Origin of the sequence: Shewanella psychrotolerans, from assembly GCF_019457595.1 — a bacterium.
GTDB lineage: Bacteria > Pseudomonadota > Gammaproteobacteria > Enterobacterales > Shewanellaceae > Shewanella > Shewanella psychrotolerans.
Map to the genome: position 1 here is coordinate 2960086 of NZ_CP080419.1, position 21241 is coordinate 2981326.

The 21241-nt window shown below is 39.9% G+C and carries 26 protein-coding genes and 1 tRNA gene; 17 read left to right on the forward strand and 10 right to left on the reverse strand.

The window, feature by feature from the left end; all coding sequences use genetic code 11:
- Window positions 1-176 precede the first annotated feature (176 nt).
- The 15 genes from K0I62_RS13135 to K0I62_RS13200 all read left to right on the forward strand — a co-directional run bounded on the left by K0I62_RS13135 (window position 177) and on the right by K0I62_RS13200 (window position 10491).
- A complete protein-coding gene (locus K0I62_RS13135; RefSeq protein ID WP_220068548.1) occupies window positions 177-1334 on the forward strand; it encodes a flagellar assembly protein FlgT in 1158 nt (385 codons plus the stop codon).
- A 77-nt stretch (window positions 1335-1411) separates the two neighbouring features.
- A tRNA-Arg gene (locus K0I62_RS13140) sits at window positions 1412-1487 on the forward strand.
- 213 nt (window positions 1488-1700) lie between these two features.
- A complete protein-coding gene (locus K0I62_RS13145) occupies window positions 1701-2594 on the forward strand; it encodes a hypothetical protein (RefSeq protein ID WP_220068549.1) in 894 nt (297 codons plus the stop codon).
- Window positions 2591-4225, forward strand: a complete 1635-nt coding sequence (locus K0I62_RS13150) for a hypothetical protein (protein WP_220068550.1) — start codon at window positions 2591-2593, stop codon at window positions 4223-4225. Before K0I62_RS13145 ends, K0I62_RS13150 begins: the two co-directional genes overlap by 4 nt.
- A gap of 131 nt (window positions 4226-4356) precedes the next feature.
- Complete coding sequence (locus K0I62_RS13155; protein WP_220068551.1) at window positions 4357-4542, forward strand: helix-turn-helix domain-containing protein; 186 nt, start codon at window positions 4357-4359, stop codon at window positions 4540-4542.
- Window positions 4526-4891, forward strand: coding sequence for a hypothetical protein (locus K0I62_RS13160; protein WP_220068552.1), 366 nt, complete (start codon window positions 4526-4528; stop codon window positions 4889-4891). The genes K0I62_RS13155 and K0I62_RS13160 overlap by 17 nt, the downstream gene beginning before the upstream one ends.
- Window positions 4891-5199, forward strand: coding sequence for a hypothetical protein (locus tag K0I62_RS13165; protein WP_220068553.1), 309 nt, complete (start codon window positions 4891-4893; stop codon window positions 5197-5199). Before K0I62_RS13160 ends, K0I62_RS13165 begins: the two co-directional genes overlap by 1 nt.
- On the forward strand, window positions 5192-6007 hold the full coding sequence (locus K0I62_RS19270; RefSeq protein ID WP_258404999.1) for a replication endonuclease: 816 nt from the start codon (window positions 5192-5194) through the stop codon (window positions 6005-6007). Before K0I62_RS13165 ends, K0I62_RS19270 begins: the two co-directional genes overlap by 8 nt.
- Window positions 5994-7172: a replication endonuclease gene (locus K0I62_RS19275; RefSeq protein ID WP_258405000.1), complete on the forward strand. Its 1179-nt coding sequence runs from the start codon at window positions 5994-5996 to the stop codon at window positions 7170-7172. Before K0I62_RS19270 ends, K0I62_RS19275 begins: the two co-directional genes overlap by 14 nt.
- A 127-nt stretch (window positions 7173-7299) precedes the next feature.
- The gene (locus K0I62_RS13175; RefSeq protein ID WP_220068554.1) at window positions 7300-7791 is read left to right on the forward strand and encodes a hypothetical protein; all 492 of its coding nucleotides are present in this window, start codon (window positions 7300-7302) and stop codon (window positions 7789-7791) included.
- 54 nt (window positions 7792-7845) lie between these two features.
- Window positions 7846-8523 (forward strand): HNH endonuclease, encoded by a 678-nt coding sequence (locus tag K0I62_RS13180; RefSeq protein WP_258405001.1) that lies wholly within the window; start codon window positions 7846-7848, stop codon window positions 8521-8523.
- A gap of 118 nt (window positions 8524-8641) precedes the next feature.
- Window positions 8642-9013 carry a TIR domain-containing protein gene (locus K0I62_RS13185; RefSeq protein WP_220068555.1) on the forward strand — a complete coding sequence of 124 codons (372 nt, stop codon included), beginning with the start codon at window positions 8642-8644 and terminating at the stop codon, window positions 9011-9013.
- Between the two features lie 12 nt (window positions 9014-9025).
- Window positions 9026-10000, forward strand: a complete 975-nt coding sequence (locus K0I62_RS13190; protein WP_220068556.1) for a caspase family protein — start codon at window positions 9026-9028, stop codon at window positions 9998-10000.
- Window positions 10001-10100: 100 nt separating this feature from the next.
- The gene (locus K0I62_RS13195; RefSeq protein ID WP_220068557.1) at window positions 10101-10313 is read left to right on the forward strand and encodes a hypothetical protein; all 213 of its coding nucleotides are present in this window, start codon (window positions 10101-10103) and stop codon (window positions 10311-10313) included.
- A 10-nt stretch (window positions 10314-10323) separates the two neighbouring features.
- A complete protein-coding gene (locus K0I62_RS13200; RefSeq protein ID WP_220068558.1) occupies window positions 10324-10491 on the forward strand; it encodes a hypothetical protein in 168 nt (55 codons plus the stop codon).
- A gap of 12 nt (window positions 10492-10503) precedes the next feature.
- On the opposite strand, the gene K0I62_RS13205 is transcribed toward K0I62_RS13200, so the two are convergent.
- The 5 genes from K0I62_RS13205 to K0I62_RS13225 form a co-directional block, all read right to left on the reverse strand.
- Window positions 10504-11654 (reverse strand): IS3 family transposase gene (locus tag K0I62_RS13205; RefSeq protein ID WP_220068250.1). Its coding sequence is split into 2 segments (ribosomal slippage): window positions 10504-11417 and window positions 11417-11654, totalling 1152 coding nucleotides; the frame shifts between segments, so codons are not numbered across the junction.
- Between the two features lie 241 nt (window positions 11655-11895).
- Window positions 11896-12519, reverse strand: a complete 624-nt coding sequence (locus tag K0I62_RS13210) for an HNH endonuclease (protein WP_220068559.1) — start codon at window positions 12517-12519, stop codon at window positions 11896-11898.
- A 79-nt stretch (window positions 12520-12598) separates the two neighbouring features.
- On the reverse strand, window positions 12599-13504 hold the full coding sequence (locus tag K0I62_RS13215) for an AAA family ATPase (protein WP_220068560.1): 906 nt from the start codon (window positions 13502-13504) through the stop codon (window positions 12599-12601).
- Entirely contained in the window at window positions 13440-13643 is a 204-nt protein-coding gene (locus K0I62_RS13220) for an ATP-binding protein (protein ID WP_220068561.1), read from the reverse strand. The genes K0I62_RS13215 and K0I62_RS13220 overlap by 65 nt, the downstream gene beginning before the upstream one ends.
- Before the next feature lie 47 nt (window positions 13644-13690).
- Window positions 13691-15004, reverse strand: a complete 1314-nt coding sequence (locus K0I62_RS13225) for a tyrosine-type recombinase/integrase (RefSeq protein WP_220068562.1) — start codon at window positions 15002-15004, stop codon at window positions 13691-13693.
- 234 nt (window positions 15005-15238) lie between these two features.
- Between K0I62_RS13225 and K0I62_RS13230 the strand changes: the two genes are divergently transcribed.
- Window positions 15239-15472, forward strand: a complete 234-nt coding sequence (locus tag K0I62_RS13230; RefSeq protein ID WP_220068563.1) for a hypothetical protein — start codon at window positions 15239-15241, stop codon at window positions 15470-15472.
- A gap of 454 nt (window positions 15473-15926) precedes the next feature.
- A complete protein-coding gene (locus K0I62_RS13235; RefSeq protein ID WP_220068564.1) occupies window positions 15927-16547 on the forward strand; it encodes a pseudaminic acid biosynthesis-associated methylase in 621 nt (206 codons plus the stop codon).
- Between the two features lie 36 nt (window positions 16548-16583).
- Here K0I62_RS13235 and K0I62_RS13240 read toward each other — a convergent pair whose 3' ends face one another.
- Genes K0I62_RS13240 through pseB form a run of 5 tightly spaced genes read right to left on the reverse strand, consistent with a single transcriptional unit; the run spans window position 16584 to window position 20911 of the window.
- Window positions 16584-17258 (reverse strand): glycosyltransferase family 2 protein, encoded by a 675-nt coding sequence (locus K0I62_RS13240; RefSeq protein ID WP_220068565.1) that lies wholly within the window; start codon window positions 17256-17258, stop codon window positions 16584-16586.
- Window positions 17240-18328: an N-acetylneuraminate synthase family protein gene (locus K0I62_RS13245; RefSeq protein WP_220068566.1), complete on the reverse strand. Its 1089-nt coding sequence runs from the start codon at window positions 18326-18328 to the stop codon at window positions 17240-17242. The genes K0I62_RS13240 and K0I62_RS13245 overlap by 19 nt, the downstream gene beginning before the upstream one ends.
- Window positions 18294-19187: an SDR family oxidoreductase gene (locus K0I62_RS13250; RefSeq protein WP_220068567.1), complete on the reverse strand. Its 894-nt coding sequence runs from the start codon at window positions 19185-19187 to the stop codon at window positions 18294-18296. Before K0I62_RS13250 ends, K0I62_RS13245 begins: the two co-directional genes overlap by 35 nt.
- Window positions 19188-19874 (reverse strand): pseudaminic acid cytidylyltransferase, encoded by a 687-nt coding sequence (pseF, locus tag K0I62_RS13255; RefSeq protein WP_220068568.1) that lies wholly within the window; start codon window positions 19872-19874, stop codon window positions 19188-19190.
- Window positions 19875-19909: 35 nt separating this feature from the next.
- A complete protein-coding gene (gene pseB, locus K0I62_RS13260; protein ID WP_220061465.1) occupies window positions 19910-20911 on the reverse strand; it encodes a UDP-N-acetylglucosamine 4,6-dehydratase (inverting) in 1002 nt (333 codons plus the stop codon).
- Window positions 20912-21241 lie beyond the last annotated feature (330 nt).

The window sequence follows — 21241 nt, forward strand, 5'->3', positions numbered from 1 at the left end:
ATTCAGTAAGAGTGTAACGTCAGAGTCTCTGCTATTACACTAATTGAGTTCACTAGGCACATTTATTGCTTATTACCTGTAATAACAGAGTTAGGTTCAATTATCGGCACTAAACAGTCATCATTTTGGCACTACCGGTAGAGCTTAAGGCAAGAGTATCAACCAGAGAACGAGTAATGAAAAAAATTCATTTATTGATTTTCATTGTTTCCTTAATTCATTTGAGTGCTTTCGCGCAATGGGTTGAAACATCTGGAGAAGCAAAAATTATCAATGGCAATGTTACTCAAGCTAGAGAGGATGCCATTCAGCAAGCGTTGAGTTATGTAACACTTAAGTCTGGAGCTAACTTTAGTAGTGAACAACAAATACAAAATGGTCTACTGACTAAAGATAACTTTACAATCACGCAGTTGACACATGCGTCAAAAGTCGAACTATTGAGTGAGCAAATCGATCAGCAAATACTTACCGTCAATCTTCGTGTCGATGTGTTAAATGCCACGGAACAGCAGTGTCAAACTGAAAACCAAAAAGCAGCAATCTTGGTCACTCAGGCACAAATTAATGACAGGGCCCAATTGAGATACGGCAACATTGGGAACTTTCAAAAAGAACTTTCTCAGCGACTGGGAAATATCATACGCCAGCGTGGTAAAGCCAGCTTTCCAAATATCCATGCTAACGAACGTCTAGACATAACCCAATCATTAGTGGATATACGCGGTTATCGCCTTCCAAGCTGGTTGAGTGAAATCACCGATAGCCAATATGTGCTATTACCAGAGATCATCGACATCTCAACCGATCCAGCACCAAGCAGCATACTCGGTTTGTGGGACAGCTCACCAGAACGACAATTTCAAATTCGCTTATCTCTCTACCACGGTATTAGTGGGGAACAAATATGGAGTGAATCCTATAACTCACCTGCTCAATGGGAATTTGAAAAACAAGAAACGGTATCATCGCAAAGTAATCGCTTTTGGGATTCAAGCTATGGCAAGAATATTGACACAGTGTTAACTCAAGCAAGTGCAGATATCGATAAAGTGCTCAGTTGCCGGCCTCTACTAGGACAGATAGTCTCCCGGCAACATAATCGCATTATTATCAATCTCGGCCGTAACAATGGCATCAAAGTCGGTGATAGTTTCCAGTTGGTACTCCAACAAAACATGCCAGACAGACTTGAGAACATGCGAGCGGTAGCAAGCAAAAGCAGCGCAACAGTCACCATAGACCAAGTCACACAAGAGAGTGCTACAGCGGTGCTAGAAGGTGCCAATGCAGCGCTAAATATCCAAATTAATGATATCGCGATAAAAATATAGACGGATTTAGAACACTATTTAAGCAACTAAATCTAAAGCCTTTTCATCGAGATGAAAAACAGTATAATCACTGACGTCTCCCTATAGCTCAACAGGATAGAGCAGTCGCCTCCTAAGCGATCGATCGGGGTTCGAGTCCCTGTGGGGAGACCAGTTAGACCTTTTTACCTATAAAATTCAATCACTTACGATTTTAGCAAGATCTGGTGCCGCCCCTGTGCCGCCATAGAACAGGCCTTTTTTAGCACTTTTTGTTATAACTTTTTTGAATAACGCCTGTTTTAGTCAGTTAACCTCAGTTGTAGACTTTTCACGCCATTTCTAATAGTTTTCTTTATCAAGAGAACACATGGAAGTTGCATCAAAATGAGTCAAGAGTATTCATCGCTCGATCTACCATCGGACAAACAAGCCTTAATCGATATTTTATTAAGTTCTAACCCCTTCCGCGTTTCTGAAAAATTTGATAATGGCGAGTTACCTCAAGAGACCAAATCGGTTGTAAACAATCTATTTAAGTTCATTACAGCCGCACAAGCTTATGAAAAAATAGTACCCCTAGATGCAAGTGAAGAAGAAATCATTAAAGCATTTGCCACGAATCCAAATGGCCTGTCTGTTTTAGACGAACTGAATCGAGCTAGGTGTGACAGTTGGAGCAACACTCTAAAACTTCTACTAGTGATCATTGAAGACTTAGGTAACCCCACACAGGCAAAGGCTATATCAGAAGCCAATAATTTTAGAGAAATTGCAGAAATACTTATCCCCAATTTTGAAAATTTGGTTATCCCTGAAATATCTGTGTTTCGCTCAAGATTCCTTGCCAATATACCCTCAAGTTTAGCGGACAAATTATTCATATTGTTTAAGAGCTTTCTAGCATGCCAGCTAGCAGGCTTATCAGATCAGGCAAATTTGTTTATCGATTACCTTATTAAAGAACTCATCACACACCAAGCTTCACAAGCCCACATCATGAGAGAGAAAGTTCTCAAAGTTAAAGGCTACATCGAAGCCTCTTCAAAAGCAGGAAGTTCAGGCAGGAGTATACGCTATGAAAAAAGGGACAAAGTTAACGCTTACGCTATCAAGCTTTTCAGCGAAAAAAACTATGATTCTCCACACCAAGCCGCACAGCTAATCGCTGATCGGGTATTGAAATATGCAGAAAGTGTTGGTTATTCATTTACCTCTGCATATCAAGCAACGAGAACTATCAACTCCTGGTTGAGCGAACATAAGAAGTCACAATCATGACACATGAGACATCACTGATCATTGCCAAGAAAGCCTCCCAAGCTCAATTGCTGTTCCCAAAATCGCAATATCCAACACATAGGGCTTACATCGAGCTGTTTACCATGATGCTAAGTAAACAAGATATATGTGTAATCGAATCAGATATTGAAATACTCTCGATTGCACTAGGAAATAGCTCCCATCAACTTTTCAAGACCGTTAGTTCAAAAGCTAGCCTTACAGAAAAACTTGATAGTCTAATTTTTGATGGCCTTAAACTAAAAATAGATGCTAGGAAGCGACTGGCAGCAGACCAATCAGAGTTATCCAAAGACTCTAATAGTGCTGTTATTGATTTAATTTTTGAAAAATACAAAGTCGAACGTGCTTTTATTGAAGCCTTTAATCAACAGACGATTAATGAACAAAAAATCGAAAGAATCGAAGAGGAAAAAGCTAAAACAAAAGCTTCGCCAAAACGATTACTTGAAAAAATAACAAACAAAAATTCATACGACAATTGCTTAGATGCCACCGCTTTGATAAAAAAACAGACTATTAAAGCTAAGTCGCTATTTCCAGAAAACCTTTATCCTCATTATCGTCGGTTCATTGACTTTCTAATTCAACAGGCTACTAATGATTCGTTGCGACTTTCCGGTGCCGAAATGGAAAGATTATCAAGCGCATTTGGCTCAGAGGAATTAGCAGCCTTCGTTAACCTAAGAAGCCACAACACTATTGAAGATAAATTGAAGCACATCACATTTAGTGGGCTTCAGCTAAAAATTTCTGCTAAGAAGAGGCTTAAAGACACTGGCAGTGAATTGTCCACAATCGCGAATATATCAGTTATCAGAGAGATCACTAAGCAATATCAAGGCAAACTTAATGCTATTGAGGCCAAAAAAAATCAAGAACGAGAAGCTCAAAGGCAAGCCGCTCAAGCCAAGAGGTTACGAGACATTAAGGATGCCGAAATCGAAAGGCTAAAAAAATTTTCTGACTTCCCCCAATTTGATATTAAAAATATCCCCAAAGGCTCGCGGGGAGAAACAATTTTAAAGAAACTACTTACTAAACCAATTAGTCAAGATGAAAAAAATTGGTTGGATAATGAAGGGATTTCAAGTGAACGGCTCGAAAGCAAATACTACCTACAGCTTGCACATCAACATTACCAAAACTGGAAACAAAAGAAGTTACCATGGGAACTGGTTAACGCGAGTGCCGCATACAGAAAAGCTCGTGAATTAAAGAAAATCAAGAAAGCATTAGATGAAACTTATCCTTTTAAAGACGCCAAAAAGGACAAAAAGCTAAGGTCTGCTCTACTCACTACCTATGGTGGGGTCTGTCGAGATTTACAAGAATATGGCCAAGGCATCAAGTTTGGTAGTGAAGCACATAATGTCACCCCATTAAATTTCAGGCCTTGTACCCTACTCGGCGCTATCTACCTTTCAACTGGAGAATTCACTCTAGGCCATGAATGGTACGATAAAGCAAAAGAACGGGGCTTTAGTCAGGCAGCCTACGACAACGATATAAAATCGGTTTATTTCAGGGCTAGCGATAATATAAAAAGCCGACTCAAACAAAACCTCATCGCTACAGGCCATAAATATGACTGGCTAAGTAAGCCTTAAGTATTACCGTGACAGGGTGTCGCAGTACCTTCACCCCCCTATAATGTACTTTCACACCCGGTGACGTGAATACACACTAACCATCTGATCATATTGTTAACTCCGAAAGACACACACTAACCGGAGTTAACATGAAAACACTACTCACCCCTGCTGAAGTGGCGAACTTTTTAGGCGTCACTATAGGCACCCTTTCAGTATGGCGCTGTACTGGCCGCTACCCTCTTAGCTTTATCAAAGTTGGTCGTCGTGTGATGTACCGCCAAAGCGATGTTGAAAACTTTATCAACGGGAGGGTTTATGAGCACACTGCTTAAATTCGGCGCTATCGTCATCTTTTGTTTTTTGTCTCATATGTGTGGAATGCTTGATGCGACTAACACAATGCTTAAAGCCTCAATCGGCTCCAGCCCGTTAACGAGTCCCAAAGCGCAATTACCGCCCTTGTACCCGTTAACGGGTACACAGGCCGAAAACGGCGCGCTTGATTCATCTATGTACCCGTTAACGAAACATGAACCCGTTAACGGATCGGATAAAAGCAAACCTTTAGCCAAGGCTTCGTTACATAACGGGCAGACGACACCGCAGCTACCGACACCGAGACCATCACAACAGCTAGAACCAGAGCATGAAACAGCCGCTAATACTGAAGGAGGCAAGTAATGGCCGCCTTCACTAACGAGCAAGTTGAGTTCATCCAATGGTTAGCTCAAGGCAATAACATCGATGTCTGTATCGAGATCTGCCCTGACCTTTGCAAGATGACGGGCTTTGAAAGCTATCACGGACATTTTCAAAAGCGCACCCTTTTTAGATTAAAGGCACAAGGTTTTATCAGTGAGAGTGTCCATTACATAACGGGAATGCGCTGGTTACGTTGCAGCCTTAACCAACGTGGACTTAATTGGCTGACATTCCATGCAGAGCAAAGTCGCGAAAAAGCGCCTAGCAAGGGGTGCCACAATGCCTAACGTCCATGAACATGATAAGCAATGGCTATCGGGGAAGCTTCATGGCCTCCCCTCCCTTCACAAAAAAGCCATCATGCAGCAATACCAAAAACATTCGACAAGACGAGAGGCAAACCTCTATGTGCTGCAAACCACCAAGGCCATTGCTAAGGTGTTAGGCAAAGACAGCCATTTTTACAGCGTTAATGTCGAAGACAGAGATCATAAGCGCCAGGCTCAATATCATGCTCGTTGCTGCATTAAAATTGCAGCCGCTAGTAACGGCAGTTTGCTCAACACTTATAACCGCATTATCCATTACATAACGGGTTATCAAATCACCCCGCCTAAGCTTTCTGAGTCAGTCATTAACAACCTTCAGGCTGACACATTAAACCAAACGGAACTGGCTCAAGTCGTTGGCGTACTCAAACGCGCCAACGATGAGTCGTGGTGGAAGCCAAAATTACGGCGGCAACATAACAGGCAGATTGAAACCATCTCTCGCCTATTAAACCAAGTGAACAAACATCGTGGAATTTACGCCAGTAACATCACAGTCGATAACTTCAAAACTCAATGGCAAAACAACCAAGATTTATTAGAAAACACCATCGCCACCAATGAGCTTGATTACAGCATGAGCCTTGCTAAACTCTCAAAGCTCAACGTCTCCAATCCAGCCATACGCAAAGCTGAACTCATGGTTCGTATACGTGGCTTTGAAGACTACGCCAAAGATAAGGGCTATTCCGCTCTATTCCTCACCATGACAACACCGTCGAAGTATCACCGCAGCTATTCTAAATCAGGTGATGAAAAACCCTAACTGGAACGGCGCGACACCACTTGACGCGCAAGAATACTTAAATCTTACTTTTCAGCGTATTAGGGCTTCACTCAACCGTGACAAAATCACCCCGTTCGGTTTCCGCATTGCTGAACCGCACCATGACGGCACACCCCATTGGCATCTATTGCTGTTTATCCCTATGGAGCAGCAACAAGCCTTAGTCGACACCTTCGAGCAATATTGCCTAGAGGAAGATGGAGATGAGCAAGGCGCAAAGCAGAGGCGCTTTAAGGTTGAATATATTAATCCCGATAAAGGCTCTGCCACAGGTTACGTGGTGAAGTACGTATCTAAAAATATTGACGGTGAAGGCATAGACCATGACTCATACGGTAAGGAAGCAGTAACTTCAGCTGTTCGTATCAAAGTATGGGCGTCTTGTTGGGGCATTCGCCAATTCCAACAAATTGGTGGCGTGGGTGTAACCCAATGGCGTGAATTAAGACGGTTAGACGCTATCAAAGACGAAACCCTCAAGTGGGTTGAACCAATCAGAAAGGCCGCAGATGAATCTAACTGGAGCCGTTACACTGAATTAATGGGCGGGGTATTCTGCAAACGACAAGATCAACTCATAAGACCGCTTTATATCAACGGCAACTCAATTAGCGCAAAAAGCAAGCAAAACCCTGAAACAATCCAGCAAGAATCTCGAAATTGCGGGAATCGCCCTGAAAATTCCGGGATTACATTGTCGGAATCCGGGAATCCAATCCCGGAATCGATTGCCGAATTTCCGGGATTTGTATCGGAATCAGCTCCCGAAAGTGCCGAAAATCGATATAAAGCAACAGCAGATACTAAACATGATCGACTAGAACTAAAAACCAATCGTTACGGTGATGCACTCATCAAGCAACTAAAAGGCATCGTCTGTTTAGGTGTTGAGATCATCACTCGCGTACTCAACTGGACGATTTCAATGGCAACCAAGCCAAAGCCGTTAACTTGGAGTTCTGTCAATAACTGTACAACCCTCGTCACAAAGTCAGATACGATACCAAACCTCGTGACTATTAATCTGATGCCAGAAGATGATCGGTCAGCGGGAAAAAGGAGATTAAACGAAATAGACCTATCAACAAGGTACATGAGTCAAACCGCGACCAGATACCGAACCAACCACCCGATTTACCATTGAATTGATATTGGTCAATTTTATAAAGAAATACACAAGATATTTTAACCAGCACTGACTATTAATCAGTCAGAGAAAAGAGTAGTATCAAGTCTATTAGTGATACACAACAGCTACTTAAGGACGAGTAATGGATCCATTATCACAGCTATTTGCAGCCTATCTGGAGATGGTGAGCAATAACATCACCAACGCCTATGTTGATGCGGCAAACACTACCGTCACAGCACAAATGCTCAATTACAAAGGCACCGACATTCGATTCCAGCACTTTCTATGGCAGGTCAAGCAAGAAAGCGTCTGTGCCGACGTTCAGCAGCAAGCTACGTCCTATTCCAAGTGCACCCAGCAAGCCAAAGCCATGTTCACCGATCTATGTGAACAATTATCGGTAACAAAAAACCTCAACTCAAAAGGCCGCAGCTTGTCGCGAATGTACTGTAACGCCTCGCTTAACTACAAACCTATGATTGCAATCATAGGCAAACCAGCAAAAAAGACAGAGCAACAACTTAAAGAGAAGGCATGCAATAAGCTTATCCTTAAAGCAATGCAGAATAATGATCCTAAGATAGCAAAACACAGAGACATCATCTGTTCCGAGGTGAGAGTAAGTGACTAACCTAACAACTTTTTGCCGGTATTTTTTGCTACGCCGATACAATAGGAATCACCATTGAGCGATAACTGGACAGAAGAAGAGCTAAAAGCAGCGGTTGAAGCATATGTTCAGATGCATTCTTATGAAACGAATGGGGTACCTTTTGTTAAAAGGCAAATCTATTCTGAACTTGCTAATCGTTTTGGCCGTAGTGATAAATCATTCGAATATAGAATGCAGAATATCTCCTATGTCTACTCGCTTATGGGGCGCAAATGGGTTTCAGGTCTAAAACCTGCTAAGAATGTAGGCTCAAATAACGCCGCAGTCATTGAAAGGCAAATATGTGAAGTTGAAGGTCAAAGTCTACCCAAAGTCGCAGAGTTTGAAACTAAAGTTATTTCATATAAATCCAAGGCAAATCTTTCCAAGCCAAATGGCATCAAAGAGCCCGAAAAGACATATTCACAGGTAACAAATTTCAATAGGGATCCAAAAGTTAAAGCATGGGTTCTTAAAGAGGCATCTGGTAAATGTGAGTGCTGTGGCTCTGATGCGCCATTTACCACAGCTGAGGGTGAGCCATTTCTTGAAATTCATCACCTTCGTCGTTTAGCTGATGGAGGCTCAGACACCATTACAAATGTTATTGCTTTATGCCCAAACTGCCACAGAGAAATGCACTACGGAGTAAACAAGTATTCTTTGGTTGATTCCATATACGACAAGTTATCTAGGCTTGTATTTGAGTAAATATGTAACAAATAAATAAACTTTACGCCTACGGCGTCAAACGCAAGAAAGCTAGCCAGATTATTAAGACGCTAGGCAACCAATCGAGTATCAACCATAAACTATAACGGAGAGTAAAATGGCTATAAAAAAGACAATATTTGTTGCGTTTGCCATTGAAGATGAAAGGCAACGAGACTTTCTTAAGGGGCAATCACTAAATACAAATTCTCCTTTTGAATATATTGATATGTCAGTAAAAGAAGCTTATGACACAGACTGGAAGAGTAAAGTTAGAACAAGAATTAGGCGATCTGATGGTGTAATCGTTCTTGTTAGTAGCGACTCGCTTACCTCAAGCGGGCAGAAATGGGAGATAGCGTGTGCCAAGGAGGAAGGGAAGAAAGTTTTAGGGATATGGGCTTATACCGACGATAGAACTAATGTCCAAGGTGTCCGAACTGTTGTATGGACATGGAAGGCTATCGAAGATTTCATTGACAGCTTATAAGGAGTGACTCAAATGCGGATCGCTCTTATTGTTGGAATAAATTATTATGAGCACGGAGGCTCACTTCACGGTTGCGTGAACGATGCCCACGAAGTTAAAGCTGTGCTAGAACGACATGATGGAGGTGCTGTAAATTTCGATTGTCGTTTGTTGACTGCTACAGGACCAACAGACCGCGTTAATCGTGGCGAATTAAAAGATCAAATCGAACAGCTTTTTAAAACGGATGCAGATATTGCGTTATTTTACTTTGCTGGGCATGGCCATATTGAAGCGACCGGCGGGTACTTGTTGACAACTGACTCTAGTCGAGGAGATGAAGGTGTTTCATTGACTGAGATTCTCACTTTAGCTAATAAATCACCCGCAAAAAATAAAATAATCTTTTTAGACAGCTGCCACTCTGGAATTGCAGGAACTCCGCCAAATCCTGGGCTACTAGCTTCATTGTCGGAGGGGCTCACTGTTCTGACCGCATCAACTAAAGACCAATATGCTACTGAGGAAAATTGTAGGGGTGTTTTTACTACCTTATTAGTTGATGCGCTAAATGGTAGTGCCGCTAATCTCACAGGCGATATTACACCGGGTAGTATCTATGCACACATTGATCAATCTTTAGGTGCTTGGGAACAGCGACCTGTATTCAAAACAAATGTAAAGCAGTTCGTATCTCTTAGAAGGTCTACTCCGGCAATAGCTACGGATGAATTAAGAAGAATTACTGAGTTTTTTCCATCTCCAGGATATTTATTCCAGCTTGATCCAACATTTGAGCCTGAGATGAAAGGAAGGGATTCCGGAATGCCTCCACCAGATCCGGAAAATACGCGAATTTTTGCGATTCTCCAACGATTCAACCGCTTGAATTTGCTTGTTCCTGTAGATGTCCCGCATATGTGGAACGCAGCAATGGAAAGCAAATCCTGTAGACTTACAGCTTTGGGCGAGCATTATAGACGTTTAGTTGAAAAGAATAGGATCTAGAATAAAATTGCCTAACAAAGTGCAGCTAGGGACACGCCCCGAAGCGAGACGTTCGGCTCTGAGTCAATTTAAACAACCATGAAACTTAAGGAAGGTAAAAATGGGACACTATGACAATCAATCGGATATGTTCAAACAGCGGGCAGAGAAAAATAAACGAGATGGTGATCGTTATTATGCTCTGTCCAAGTCTGCTAAAGAGTCTGGAGATGATAAGGCCGCAGAAAAATACATGGCTCAAGCTCAGCATCAATACAAAAGTCAAAAAGAAAATGAGTCGAAAGCTAAAGAACACGAAGGAAAAACTTGGTAAAAGGAGTTAAATGATGGGATTTTGGGATAAAGCATTTGATGTTGCAAAGAATGTCGGTACAGCCGTAGCGTCAGAAATTGAGTCAACGGCAAATGAACTTAGAGAAATTAAGCAAAAATACGAAGAGATGAGTGACGATGAGCTGTTACGGATTATTAAAAGTGATGGTTTCTGGTAAGCCCCTAATTTCTTAGACACTTAACTGTTTCTCAAAGTACTGTTTTTCGAACTGCACGGGAGACAGTCCATTATTACTACCATGACGACGCACAGGATTATAGAAATATTCGATATAGTTAAATATTTCTGAGCGAGCTTCATCTCTGTTTTTATAGATTTTTCTCTTAACTCTATCTTTCTTCAGCAACGAGAAAAAGCTTTCCGCGACAGCATTATCATGACAGTTTCCTCGTCGACTCATACTGGCTTCTAAATTGTGCTCTTTTAAGAAGCTACGCCAATCAGAACAGGTATATTGCACTCCTTGGTCAGAATGTATCAAAACCTTACATTTCGGTGAACGTCGCCAAATGGCCATTAATAGTGCATCAATTACCAAGTCAGCTTTAGGTGTATTCTTCATCGTCCAACCCACGACTTGACGAGAAAAAAGGTCAATAACAACTGTTAAATATAGCCAGCCCTCATGCGTACGGATATAGGTAAAGTCGGTCACCCAAACCTTGTTGGGTTCTGCGACATCAAAGCCACGATTTAACGTATTTGGTGCCGTGTGGCTAATATTCCCACCTCCAAAGCTTGGATTGCGTTTGTAACCTCGAATGGCCTTTATTTGGGCTTCCTTCATTATTCGATAAACACGATTTTTCCCGACGCTTTCGCCATCGTCTTTTAAATCTAAAGTCAGGTTTCGATAACCGTAGACACAACCGCTCTCTAGCCAAAATTGCTTAATTTTGCCCAGAAGTCGCTTATCTTCAATGGTACGCTTACTACAGGGCTGCTTTAGCCAAGCATAAAAACCACTACGATGAACATTGAGCACTCGGCACAGTACGGCTATGGGATATTGGTCGAGTCGAGACTTTATGAACGTGTACTTTTCTTTGACTCGCTTGCAAAGTACACGGCGGCCTCCTTTAGTATATTTCGCTCTTCCGTGACTCGCCGAAGCTCTGCTTTCAGTTTACGAATTTCGTCTTGCTGATTATCAATGGTGATGTGTTGCTTCTCTGGTTTATCGAACTTGTTAATCCAGTTATGCAAGCTTTTAGTTGTGATACCTAACCTTTCTGCCACATCAGCGATTTTATAACCACGTTCAGTGACTTGTTTGACGGCTTCAATTTTGAACTCATCAGGATAACGTTTTCCGCGCATGTAACACCTCATATTTTTGGTTCATTATAACTCTATGAAGTGTCTATTGTTCTAGGGGCTTACCATTCTTTGGAAAAAACAAAAAGGAAAAAGGCGTGGCATATGGGATTCTGAAGAGGCGTGGTTATAGCATAGAAGAAATCAACGGAGGCTAAGCAGTTAGTTCCGACTAGATTTAACTTCCGGGAGCTGTTGAGACGGGTGTTAAACCCCGACTTTGCAGCCTTCTATAGTAAATAGACTAAACATTCAAATCTCTATCTAATCTTTTAAATTCATCACCAATCATATCATCAATAACTTCAACTCTCGACTTCATACCTTGTGCATTATCGAAACTGTTTACTTCTAGTTCATTTAATCTAAAATAATCATAATTAAACTCCCCTTTATGACTATTATTTACTACTTGATATTTTATTAATTTTTTACCCCTTCCGATTATGTGCATATTTAATTTTAAATGAGAATCATATTTATCTAAATTTGGGTGGATAAATTTATAAAACCTGCTCCTAAAAATCTTTCCTGGAGGATTTCTCAGTTCCACGTTAATAAAATCCAATTTAGCCTTTTTTATTTTCACATTACAGCGCTCGCATGAAACACTTAGATTTTTTGATGTGAACATATGTTTAATACATTTTGACTTAGGGATTATATGTTCTATATCTACAATTAAATTAAACGCACCATTTAAAGGAATATTGCAATAACAACAAGAGTGATTTTGCTTATTAAGATTCCGCTCTTTAATTTTATCCCTTACAGTTTTTAAATTTTCATCACCCCATGATCGATGCCCTCTATCACAAGCATCCCTAATATTATTCTTTTCTCTATCTGTAAATTTTAATTTACCCATTTTTACCTACCTTTTTAATTTCAATCATGCCAATTAGATCTATTACTCCTTTTAAAAATGTTTTCTGCTCTTCATCATATTACTTATCAATATACGATTTTATTCGACCTATGGCATGAGCACTAGAAATATCACCACAAGAAACTTTATTTAATATTTCAGCACAATTGTTAGACAGGCTTCTATTAGAGGGTGTTATTAAGTCAAACAAACTATCATAAATATCTTCCGTGTTTTTCGAATATATATTAACCAACTCAAATTTCTCACCAGAAAACTTATGTATGTCGACAAGGCTTTCATTTGCCAACCCGGATATTATCGTAGGTGAGTGTGTACCAATTATTATCTTAGGATTGTAATAGTGGAATAGATCCAAAATCATAGTTACATAATGCTTTTGCCATTTAGGATGTAAACTATTCTCAGGCTCATCTATCAAAATTAAGCTATCATCCTTAATATAAGAAGAAATAAAGACCAACGTAGAAATCAACAAAAGTTCACCGGAACTTGCCATTTTAAGAGTGAATTTACTTCCATTTTTAGATAAATAAATTTCTACTGAAGTTATTACTTTATGCTTCCTCAACAGAGGTTCCATTCGTAATAAATCAACTAACAACTCATCATAAACCTCATCATATTGATGTGAATCATCAAACCATATAACATCTAACCTTACTCTGTAATCTAGTTCATTCATCAAATATATAAGTCTATTAAAGTCTTTATAGAGTTCCCATTTATCAATATCCATCGTATCTATTGAAGTCATTGGTTTGAAATCATGCAATTTAAACCCAATAGACTTATCATAACCGATATAACTTAACACTCTAAAAATATTAGAAAAATTTATAGAAGAATTCCCACTCAATTCAATAATGGCATTTTTTATATTCGCTCTTGGAATAAACCTACCTAACCTTGCTCCAGTGTAATGATATTTTTTTTGAAAAATTTCTTCTTGGAAATTTATCAAAAACTGAAGTAGCTATAGCCAAAACAGCATCATAGTTATCAATTTCACTAAACGCTAAATCAGCTAAAATTTGGCTTTTACCACAACCATTTTCACCTATCAGCACATTGATTTGTTGATCTATATTTAAATTTAACATCTATCACCAAGTTAATTAAATTTACTAAAATGAAAATATTTATATATTCATCTACTTTCGATCTTACCAAACAACTCTAATCTTTCTACTTCAGAAAGCAATCCTATATCCCTCACCAACCTATCCACCTTCGACTCTCGAACATCAGTCCCTAGCAACTGAGCTGTAGTAATCCCCAACTCAGCCCTCACCTGCTCAATATCTAAGTGGGCATAGGTGCTGGCAGTAATGCTAATGTCACTGTGACCTAACAGCTTACTGGTTGTTTGGATGTTGCCACCGCGCATAACGCTCCAACTGGCGATTGTTCGGCGCAAGTCATGAATGGTGACGCTCTCGCCCTTCTTTTCACTTCTCAACCCTGCTCTTTCAGTAATACGCCACCAAAAGCTGCCCTTACCCGACTTTTCAGTAATGTGACCTGACAGACTTTTACTTGCGGGGAAGACATATTTCTCACCACGTTTGGCCTCACTACTTCGCCGCTCAAGAATTTCCATCACCTCCTTGGTTAATGGTACTGCATGAGGCTTTTTCACTTTCATCTTAGTGATTGGGATAAGCCAGATACCGCGCTGATGATCTATCTCCTTCCACTCCATACTGAACACGCAGCTTTTACGCTGACCAGTAAGCAGTAGCGTCATTACCACATCACGGTAAATGGCTTCTTCATCATTGAGCGCCTCAAGCAAGTTTTTAACTTCCAACTGACTCAAAATGCGCTCACGTTTGGTATCGGCCAGCTTTTTGATTTTGCTAAAGGGATTAGCTTGCTGTTCGGCGAACATCGACTTAAGCAAGGTTAAGCACTTATTGCGTACTGATACCGAGCGTTTAGTTAGAATCAGTTTTAACAGATTACTGGCTTCCTGCTCAGTGATCCTATCAATAGGCAAATGGCCGATTCGTGCTTGCAGATGGGTTCGCCATGTAGCGCGAATATCTTGTAAGGACTTTTGACGCCGCTCGCCCGATTTAATCTTTAACTCAAATTCCACTTCAAAAACGTCAAACAATTGCTGTACCGACATTGAAAGCGCGCGTTCAAGCTCTGCATCCAGCTTCTGCTGACGTTTCACCTCATTAGGGTTCTGACCTTCGGCCAATTCTGATGCGTGTTTTGCGGCGAGCTTACGGGCGTTTTCTATTGTAATTGTTGGGAAGTGCCCTATAGTAATTGTGACGTCTCGACCTAAGCGCTTGCGACGAAAGCGAAAAATGGTTTTTCCAGACGGCAAAACGTCTAAAAATAAGCCTTTAATTGAGTCTCTATGGGCAATATCATGGATTCTATAGCGTTTTTGGGGTAATTTTAGCTGTTCAAAACTACGTTTTGTGAAAGGTATTTCAGTGTTCATAATGACTTACCTGTAAATCTGGTGCCGCCCCTGTGCCGCCATAGGGAGTAATTTTAACCAATTTACAGTAATTTCGGTTAATGTCAAAAACACCAAAGTGCGCCATAACATATTGAATAATAAAGAATGATTAAAAATCATCAATTTTCGTTAAAGTCGCTAAAGCTCTCCTGTGGGGAGACCAGTTAGTGAACTTACCTATAATATGAAGCATGACTTCAAGGGACAGTGTCAATGACTGAGCTTTTTAATGCCAATCTCAACATCATCAGCCAGCGTTGGCCCTATATCGCCTCAAGCCTCCAACAAGTTTCTTTCGATCATCTCAACGCAACATTCGTCACCAGCCAAAACCAAACCATTAGCGTTAACGGCATTCAGCTCTGTAGTCGTCATGATAGACCCAGACCATTATTGAGCAACGCACCAAAGACTGCAGACAAGTCACTGTATAAGGTATTGTCATAGGCGATGCACCGATACTGTTATCGCGCCACTCAAAAAATGTACCGTTATCAATATTTGTCCATTAAGCTTACCTTTGTTCGCCTTGGTTATATCATATACAGACCAAAATGAATGGTTAATTGACAACCATGTAGGCATCCGATTAGCGCTAAAATTAAAGGTACCCAATATAGAAAGTGTATTGCATGACAACCCAAGCAATTGATACGTTAGTAACACAACTTATAAGAGCTGCCCATGAGTTACGGATTAGAAAGAAACTGAATGCTCATTACAACTACGACAATGTTTAATTCAGCTAGAGTTGTTGTTGCCGTAACTAAGCCATCAACAATCTATTTTAGACATGCTGCCTAGCATGCTCGATGCTCAGCAGAAACATGATTGGCAAGAACTTGCAGACTATCTAGAATATGAGTCACCTCAAATAAAAAAAGCAAACAATAGGAACATTATGAAATTCAAAACTGAACAAGAAGCATTTTGGGCTGGAGAGTTTGGCAATAACTACATTGAGCGTAATAAGAGTGATACCATAGTCGCCGCCAATATCGCTATGCTGTCAGCAATTCTAAAACGCACCCAAAATGTGCAAAAAATAATCGAATTCGGCTCTAATATTGGTTTAAATCTTGAAGCGTTAAAGGTATTAGTTCCAAACGCTGCTCTATCAGCTATTGAAATCAATGACAACGCTGTTAAGAAATTGGCCAGATTTAGTGATTTAACCGTACACCATACTTCTATTTTAGAGTTTATTCCTAAAGAGCAGCATGACTTAGCCTTAATAAAGGGGGTTCTGATCCACATAAATCCTGATGAACTAGATCATGTTTATCAATTACTTTATCAATCTAGCAGTCGTTATATTTGCTTGTCTGAATACTATAACCCAACCCCTGTTGAAGTTAATTACCGTGGCCATCAGTCTCGATTGTTTAAGCGTGATTTTGCCGGTGAAATGTTAGATAAGTACCCTGATCTAAAATTGGTTGATTACGGCTTTGTTTATCACAGAGACAATCGTTTTCCGCAAGATGATATGACTTGGTTTTTATTAGAAAAAATATCGTAAAAACAGCAAGGCGTCACGAACAGCAGACGCCTTAAACTATGTTGACTGATGTCGCTTTACAAATGACAACGTTGTAAGCAAGCTTTTAAAAATACGTTGATTTACAGAAAAACCGGTGCCAAATCTTGGCTTATCAGCTCTATACCTAATTTCTACATCAAGAGTTTTATAACATTTACCTTGAAGTATTATCCACGTCATCAACTCAGTGCCTATCGAGTCATAAGTTTCAAATGCCCCATACTTAGTGAACATCGATAATCGGTAAAGACGTAAACCACACAGTGGATCTTTTACCGAAAACTTTGCATTAAAATACAGACCGAAGATCCATTCAGACCATCTTGCAGCTCGTGTTCGTTGACCAATAATCAGATCATCAGTATTCTGCGCCAGCTCTATCATTGCTTTGACAGATTTAGGGTGATGTTGACCATCAGCATCCACAGTAACCACATATTGATAGCAACCTTGGTTAACCGCCTGTATAAAGCCCTGTTCTATGGCGTTAGCATACCCTTGATTAGTGGTCAAAGTAACCACGGTCGCTCCAGCGATCTCAGCTTCTTTGGCCGTATTGTCACCAGATCCATCGTCTACCACAATAATATTCACACCAGGCATATAATCATTGAGTTCTGCAATAACTGAACCGATTGAAGTCGCTTCGTTGTATGCAGGAATAATTACCGCTACTTTAGATAATTCCACTTTATATGTGCCCCAGTGGGTAATGCCTGATTGAGTTTTTTACCAATCACAAGGTCAACTTCATATGGCGCTAATGCGTCTTTTGGGCAAGGTCTTAAAAATTCTAGATCCTGCGCAGTTATAGTATGTCCCTGCTTAAGCGAATGCTTTAATCGAATTGAACGACGCTGCAGCACCACTGTTTCACGTTCATTATCTTCAACTTTTTTAACCCCATTACCTAGGGCTAAATGTAACTCTTGTGATACATTCACCATCGTACGCCATGCGCTTGGGTTCATGGCAAACTTATGATCAGGACCTTCTAAATCATTATTGTCAGTAAAGTGTTTTTCAATAACATTGGCGCCCAATGCAATTGCTCCTAACACCGTAGCGTGTCCAGGAGTATGATCGCTTAGTCCCAAAATCGCATCAGGATACATGGTTCCTAGAGTCTTAAGTACATTGAGATTAATATACTTAAAATTCTCTATTGAGGCGGTGTAGTTGGTGTTGCACTGCATTATGGCAAGTTGGCTTTGGTGTAATAGTACCGCGTCGACAGCTGCAACCACTTCATCCATAGAAGACGCCCCGCATGCGAGTAACATAGGCTTATTTTTCTTGGCCATATGTTCGATGATTTCCAACCAGGTAATATCACCAGATCCGACTTTATAACAAGAGACATACTGATCGATATAGTCAACCAAATCTAACGAGTATGGGCTGGTGAAGAAATCTACACCTGCATCTTGACATGTTGCCACCAACTCAGCAGTCCAATCAGTAGAAATTGAGGCATCTTGATACACTTCATAGACTGACTTCTTCCATTTAGCTTGATGAGAGGACTGCCCGTTAAGCGCTTCAAAGCCCACCTTACTAACAATAGTGTCAGCTCTGAAATGTTGAAACTTAGCGGCATCGGCACCAGCTTCTGCTGCGAGATAAATCAACTCTTTTGCACGCTGCAAATCACCGTTATGGTTAGCCCCGATATCGGCAATAAAATAAGGAGAAGATTCACGAGTAATAACTCGCTTTCCGATTTCAATCACACTTGATATCTGACGTTTTATACTCATCTGCTATTTCTCTAATTTCATCGTTTAAATTGGGCAATATATAATTATAGGCCTTTTCAAAAGCATTAACATCCATTCTCATATCTTTAGGCCTAACTGTAAGCTCAGGCAAGCTATCTATAGATATGCTTTCATATTTAAAATCTTTAATACCTAACCATCTAAAAAAATCGATAACAATAGCTTCTTTACTTGCGCCTTCTTTCGAGCCTACATTATATGTTCCAGGAATCTTTTTCTGTAAACACACTAAAATTACATTACATAATCTCTTTATCGATAATGGAGAGATAAAAACATCATTAAAAAGTTTAATATCGCTCCCTGAAAGATATCTTGCACACATACTATCGGTAAAACTTGGTATTGAGCTAACATGTGAACGTCCTAAAAAATTAGTTCTTAAAACAACAGACTGTTTAATAGGAAGAGATTTTTCCGCACAATATTTTGTTATTGCATAGTTATTTAGCATAACAATATTACTTTCTTTCGAATCACCCTCTTCATCATAAAAATGATCAGTAGAGATATGGATTATAAAGACAGGTTTTTTAGAAAATTTCACAGCATACAAAGATAAATTTTCAGCAATTTTACAATTAACTCTATATGCTAAGTTTAAATTTCTTTGGCATGCTTCCACATCAGTTAAAGCTGCCAAATTAACAATATAATCAGGTTCTAACTCCGCCAAAAAAACCAATGCATCTGCAGTGTTACTAATATCCAATTGAATATCAGCATTAGCTGATTGTCGGCTCAACCCGTAAACATCATATTGATAAAATGATTTAAGATGAGCAGACAAAGCACTACCTAGCAACCCTGTACTACCGATTAATAATACCTTTTCCACTTAATTAACCATATAGCTATATTTAAGTTCAGCAAGCGCCCAGTCAACTTCGCTATCTATGTCCTGAGTCCGGATTTCATCTAGCTCCAGTGGCAAACACTTATCGGTAATTAACCTTTTGCATTGTAAAACAACATCTGGTTTAAATAGGTATAACTGACCAGCATCTGAATAGTTTTTAGACAAATCTTGGGAGCGTGTATTATAAAACTCAGGGTAGTTGGATTGAAGATACCCATCCTTACAAGATAACGAACGTTGAATTGGATTAGAATAAGCAACACAAGTAACAATACTAGTAGCACTAGGGTTTGTATTTAGTGCAGTAAGCGCATCTCTAATTAAATCACTGGTTACAAATACCGATGTTGGATAGACACAGTATACGTAATCATATTTTTCATCTAATTGTGTAATAACCTCTTCAACGACATCAAAAGTAGTTGCAAAATCATCCGCATTTTGAGCACTTCTCATGAAGGGGACATCTGCGCCAAACTTCTTGGCAGCACAAGCTATCTCTTTATCATCTGTAGAAACAACTAATCTATTTACCACACCAGACTCCAAAATAGCCTTAATAGGATAAGCAATAATTTCTTGCCCTAAAAACGGCTTAATATTCTTTCGTTTTATTCGTTTGCTACCTCCTCTTGCAGGAATAATAGCGAGTACCTTAGGTTTCATAAGCAAATCCTTATAATTCTAAAAACGAACTAAAACTACAGTTCTGCTAACTTATCAAACGCTAAAATTTGCTCAACAGAAAGAAAATCTGGGTTCTTACCTGAATGGTACTCTGTACCTTGGTCAACAGGTGTACCAACCTCATCAATTAAGTTACGCGTATAAGAATGTTCATCGTTATAAAACTTAATACTAGGACAGATCACAAAATGATCTTCAAATTCAAGCGTTAAATGAGAGTCATCTGCTGGACACATAATTTCATGCAACTTTTCACCTGGACGGATTCCAATGATCTTAGTCTCTAAATCCGGAGCATAGGCTTTAGCTAGGTCTTTAATATGTACAGAAGGTATTTTGGGTACAAAAATCTCTCCACCATACATACGTGCAAAATTCTTTAATACAAAATCGACCCCCTGTTGAAGCGTTATCCAAAAACGAGTCATCTCTTCATGAGTTATTGGTAGGTAATCAGCCCCATCATTAACTAACTTCTTGAAGAATGGCACAACAGAACCGCGAGAGCCTACGACGTTGCCATAACGCACAACAGCAAAACGTGTTTTGCCTTTACCCACCATATTATTGGCAGCAACAAATAGTTTATCCGATGCTAATTTAGTTGCTCCATATAAGTTAATAGGAGATGCAGCCTTATCAGTAGATAACGCGATAACTTTAGTCACATTGTTCGCGATGGCCGCTTTAATAACATTTTCAGCGCCATAAATATTCGTTTTGATGCACTCCATAGGATTATATTCAGCAGCTGGAACCTGTTTGATTGCTGCCGCATGAATGACATAATCGACCCCATTTAACGCTTGCATCATGCGGTCAGCATCTCTGACGTCACCTAAAAAGTATCGCATACAAGGCGCATTATAAATCTGTTGCATCTCATACTGCTTGAGCTCATCACGAGATAAAATAATCAATCGCTTTGGTTTATAGCGCTCCAATATAGTCTTAGTATATTTCTGGCCAAATGAACCAGTACCGCCTGTAATAAGAATCGATTTATTGTCAAACATACTATCTCCAGTTGCCACTGTAGCGCCTACGGAATAATGAGAGCAAACTCAAAGTTACCACACCAAGAAATTTAACGTCACAATGCAAAATACGCACCAAATGTAAAAACGTCGAGCCGCAGAACAAAAAACATCGCCGAAGCAATATCGGGACGATAAGCGGTCTATTGTATATGTCTAAACGACGATATCCTCTAAGTTTTTGCTAACCTAATGACTATATAGCAATATAGTCATAATCATCGATATTGATGGCACATTTTTAGCTACGCTATGCAATAACGATCAATTTGCAGGCACATCAAACGCTACTGATGGCTAAAATGCCAA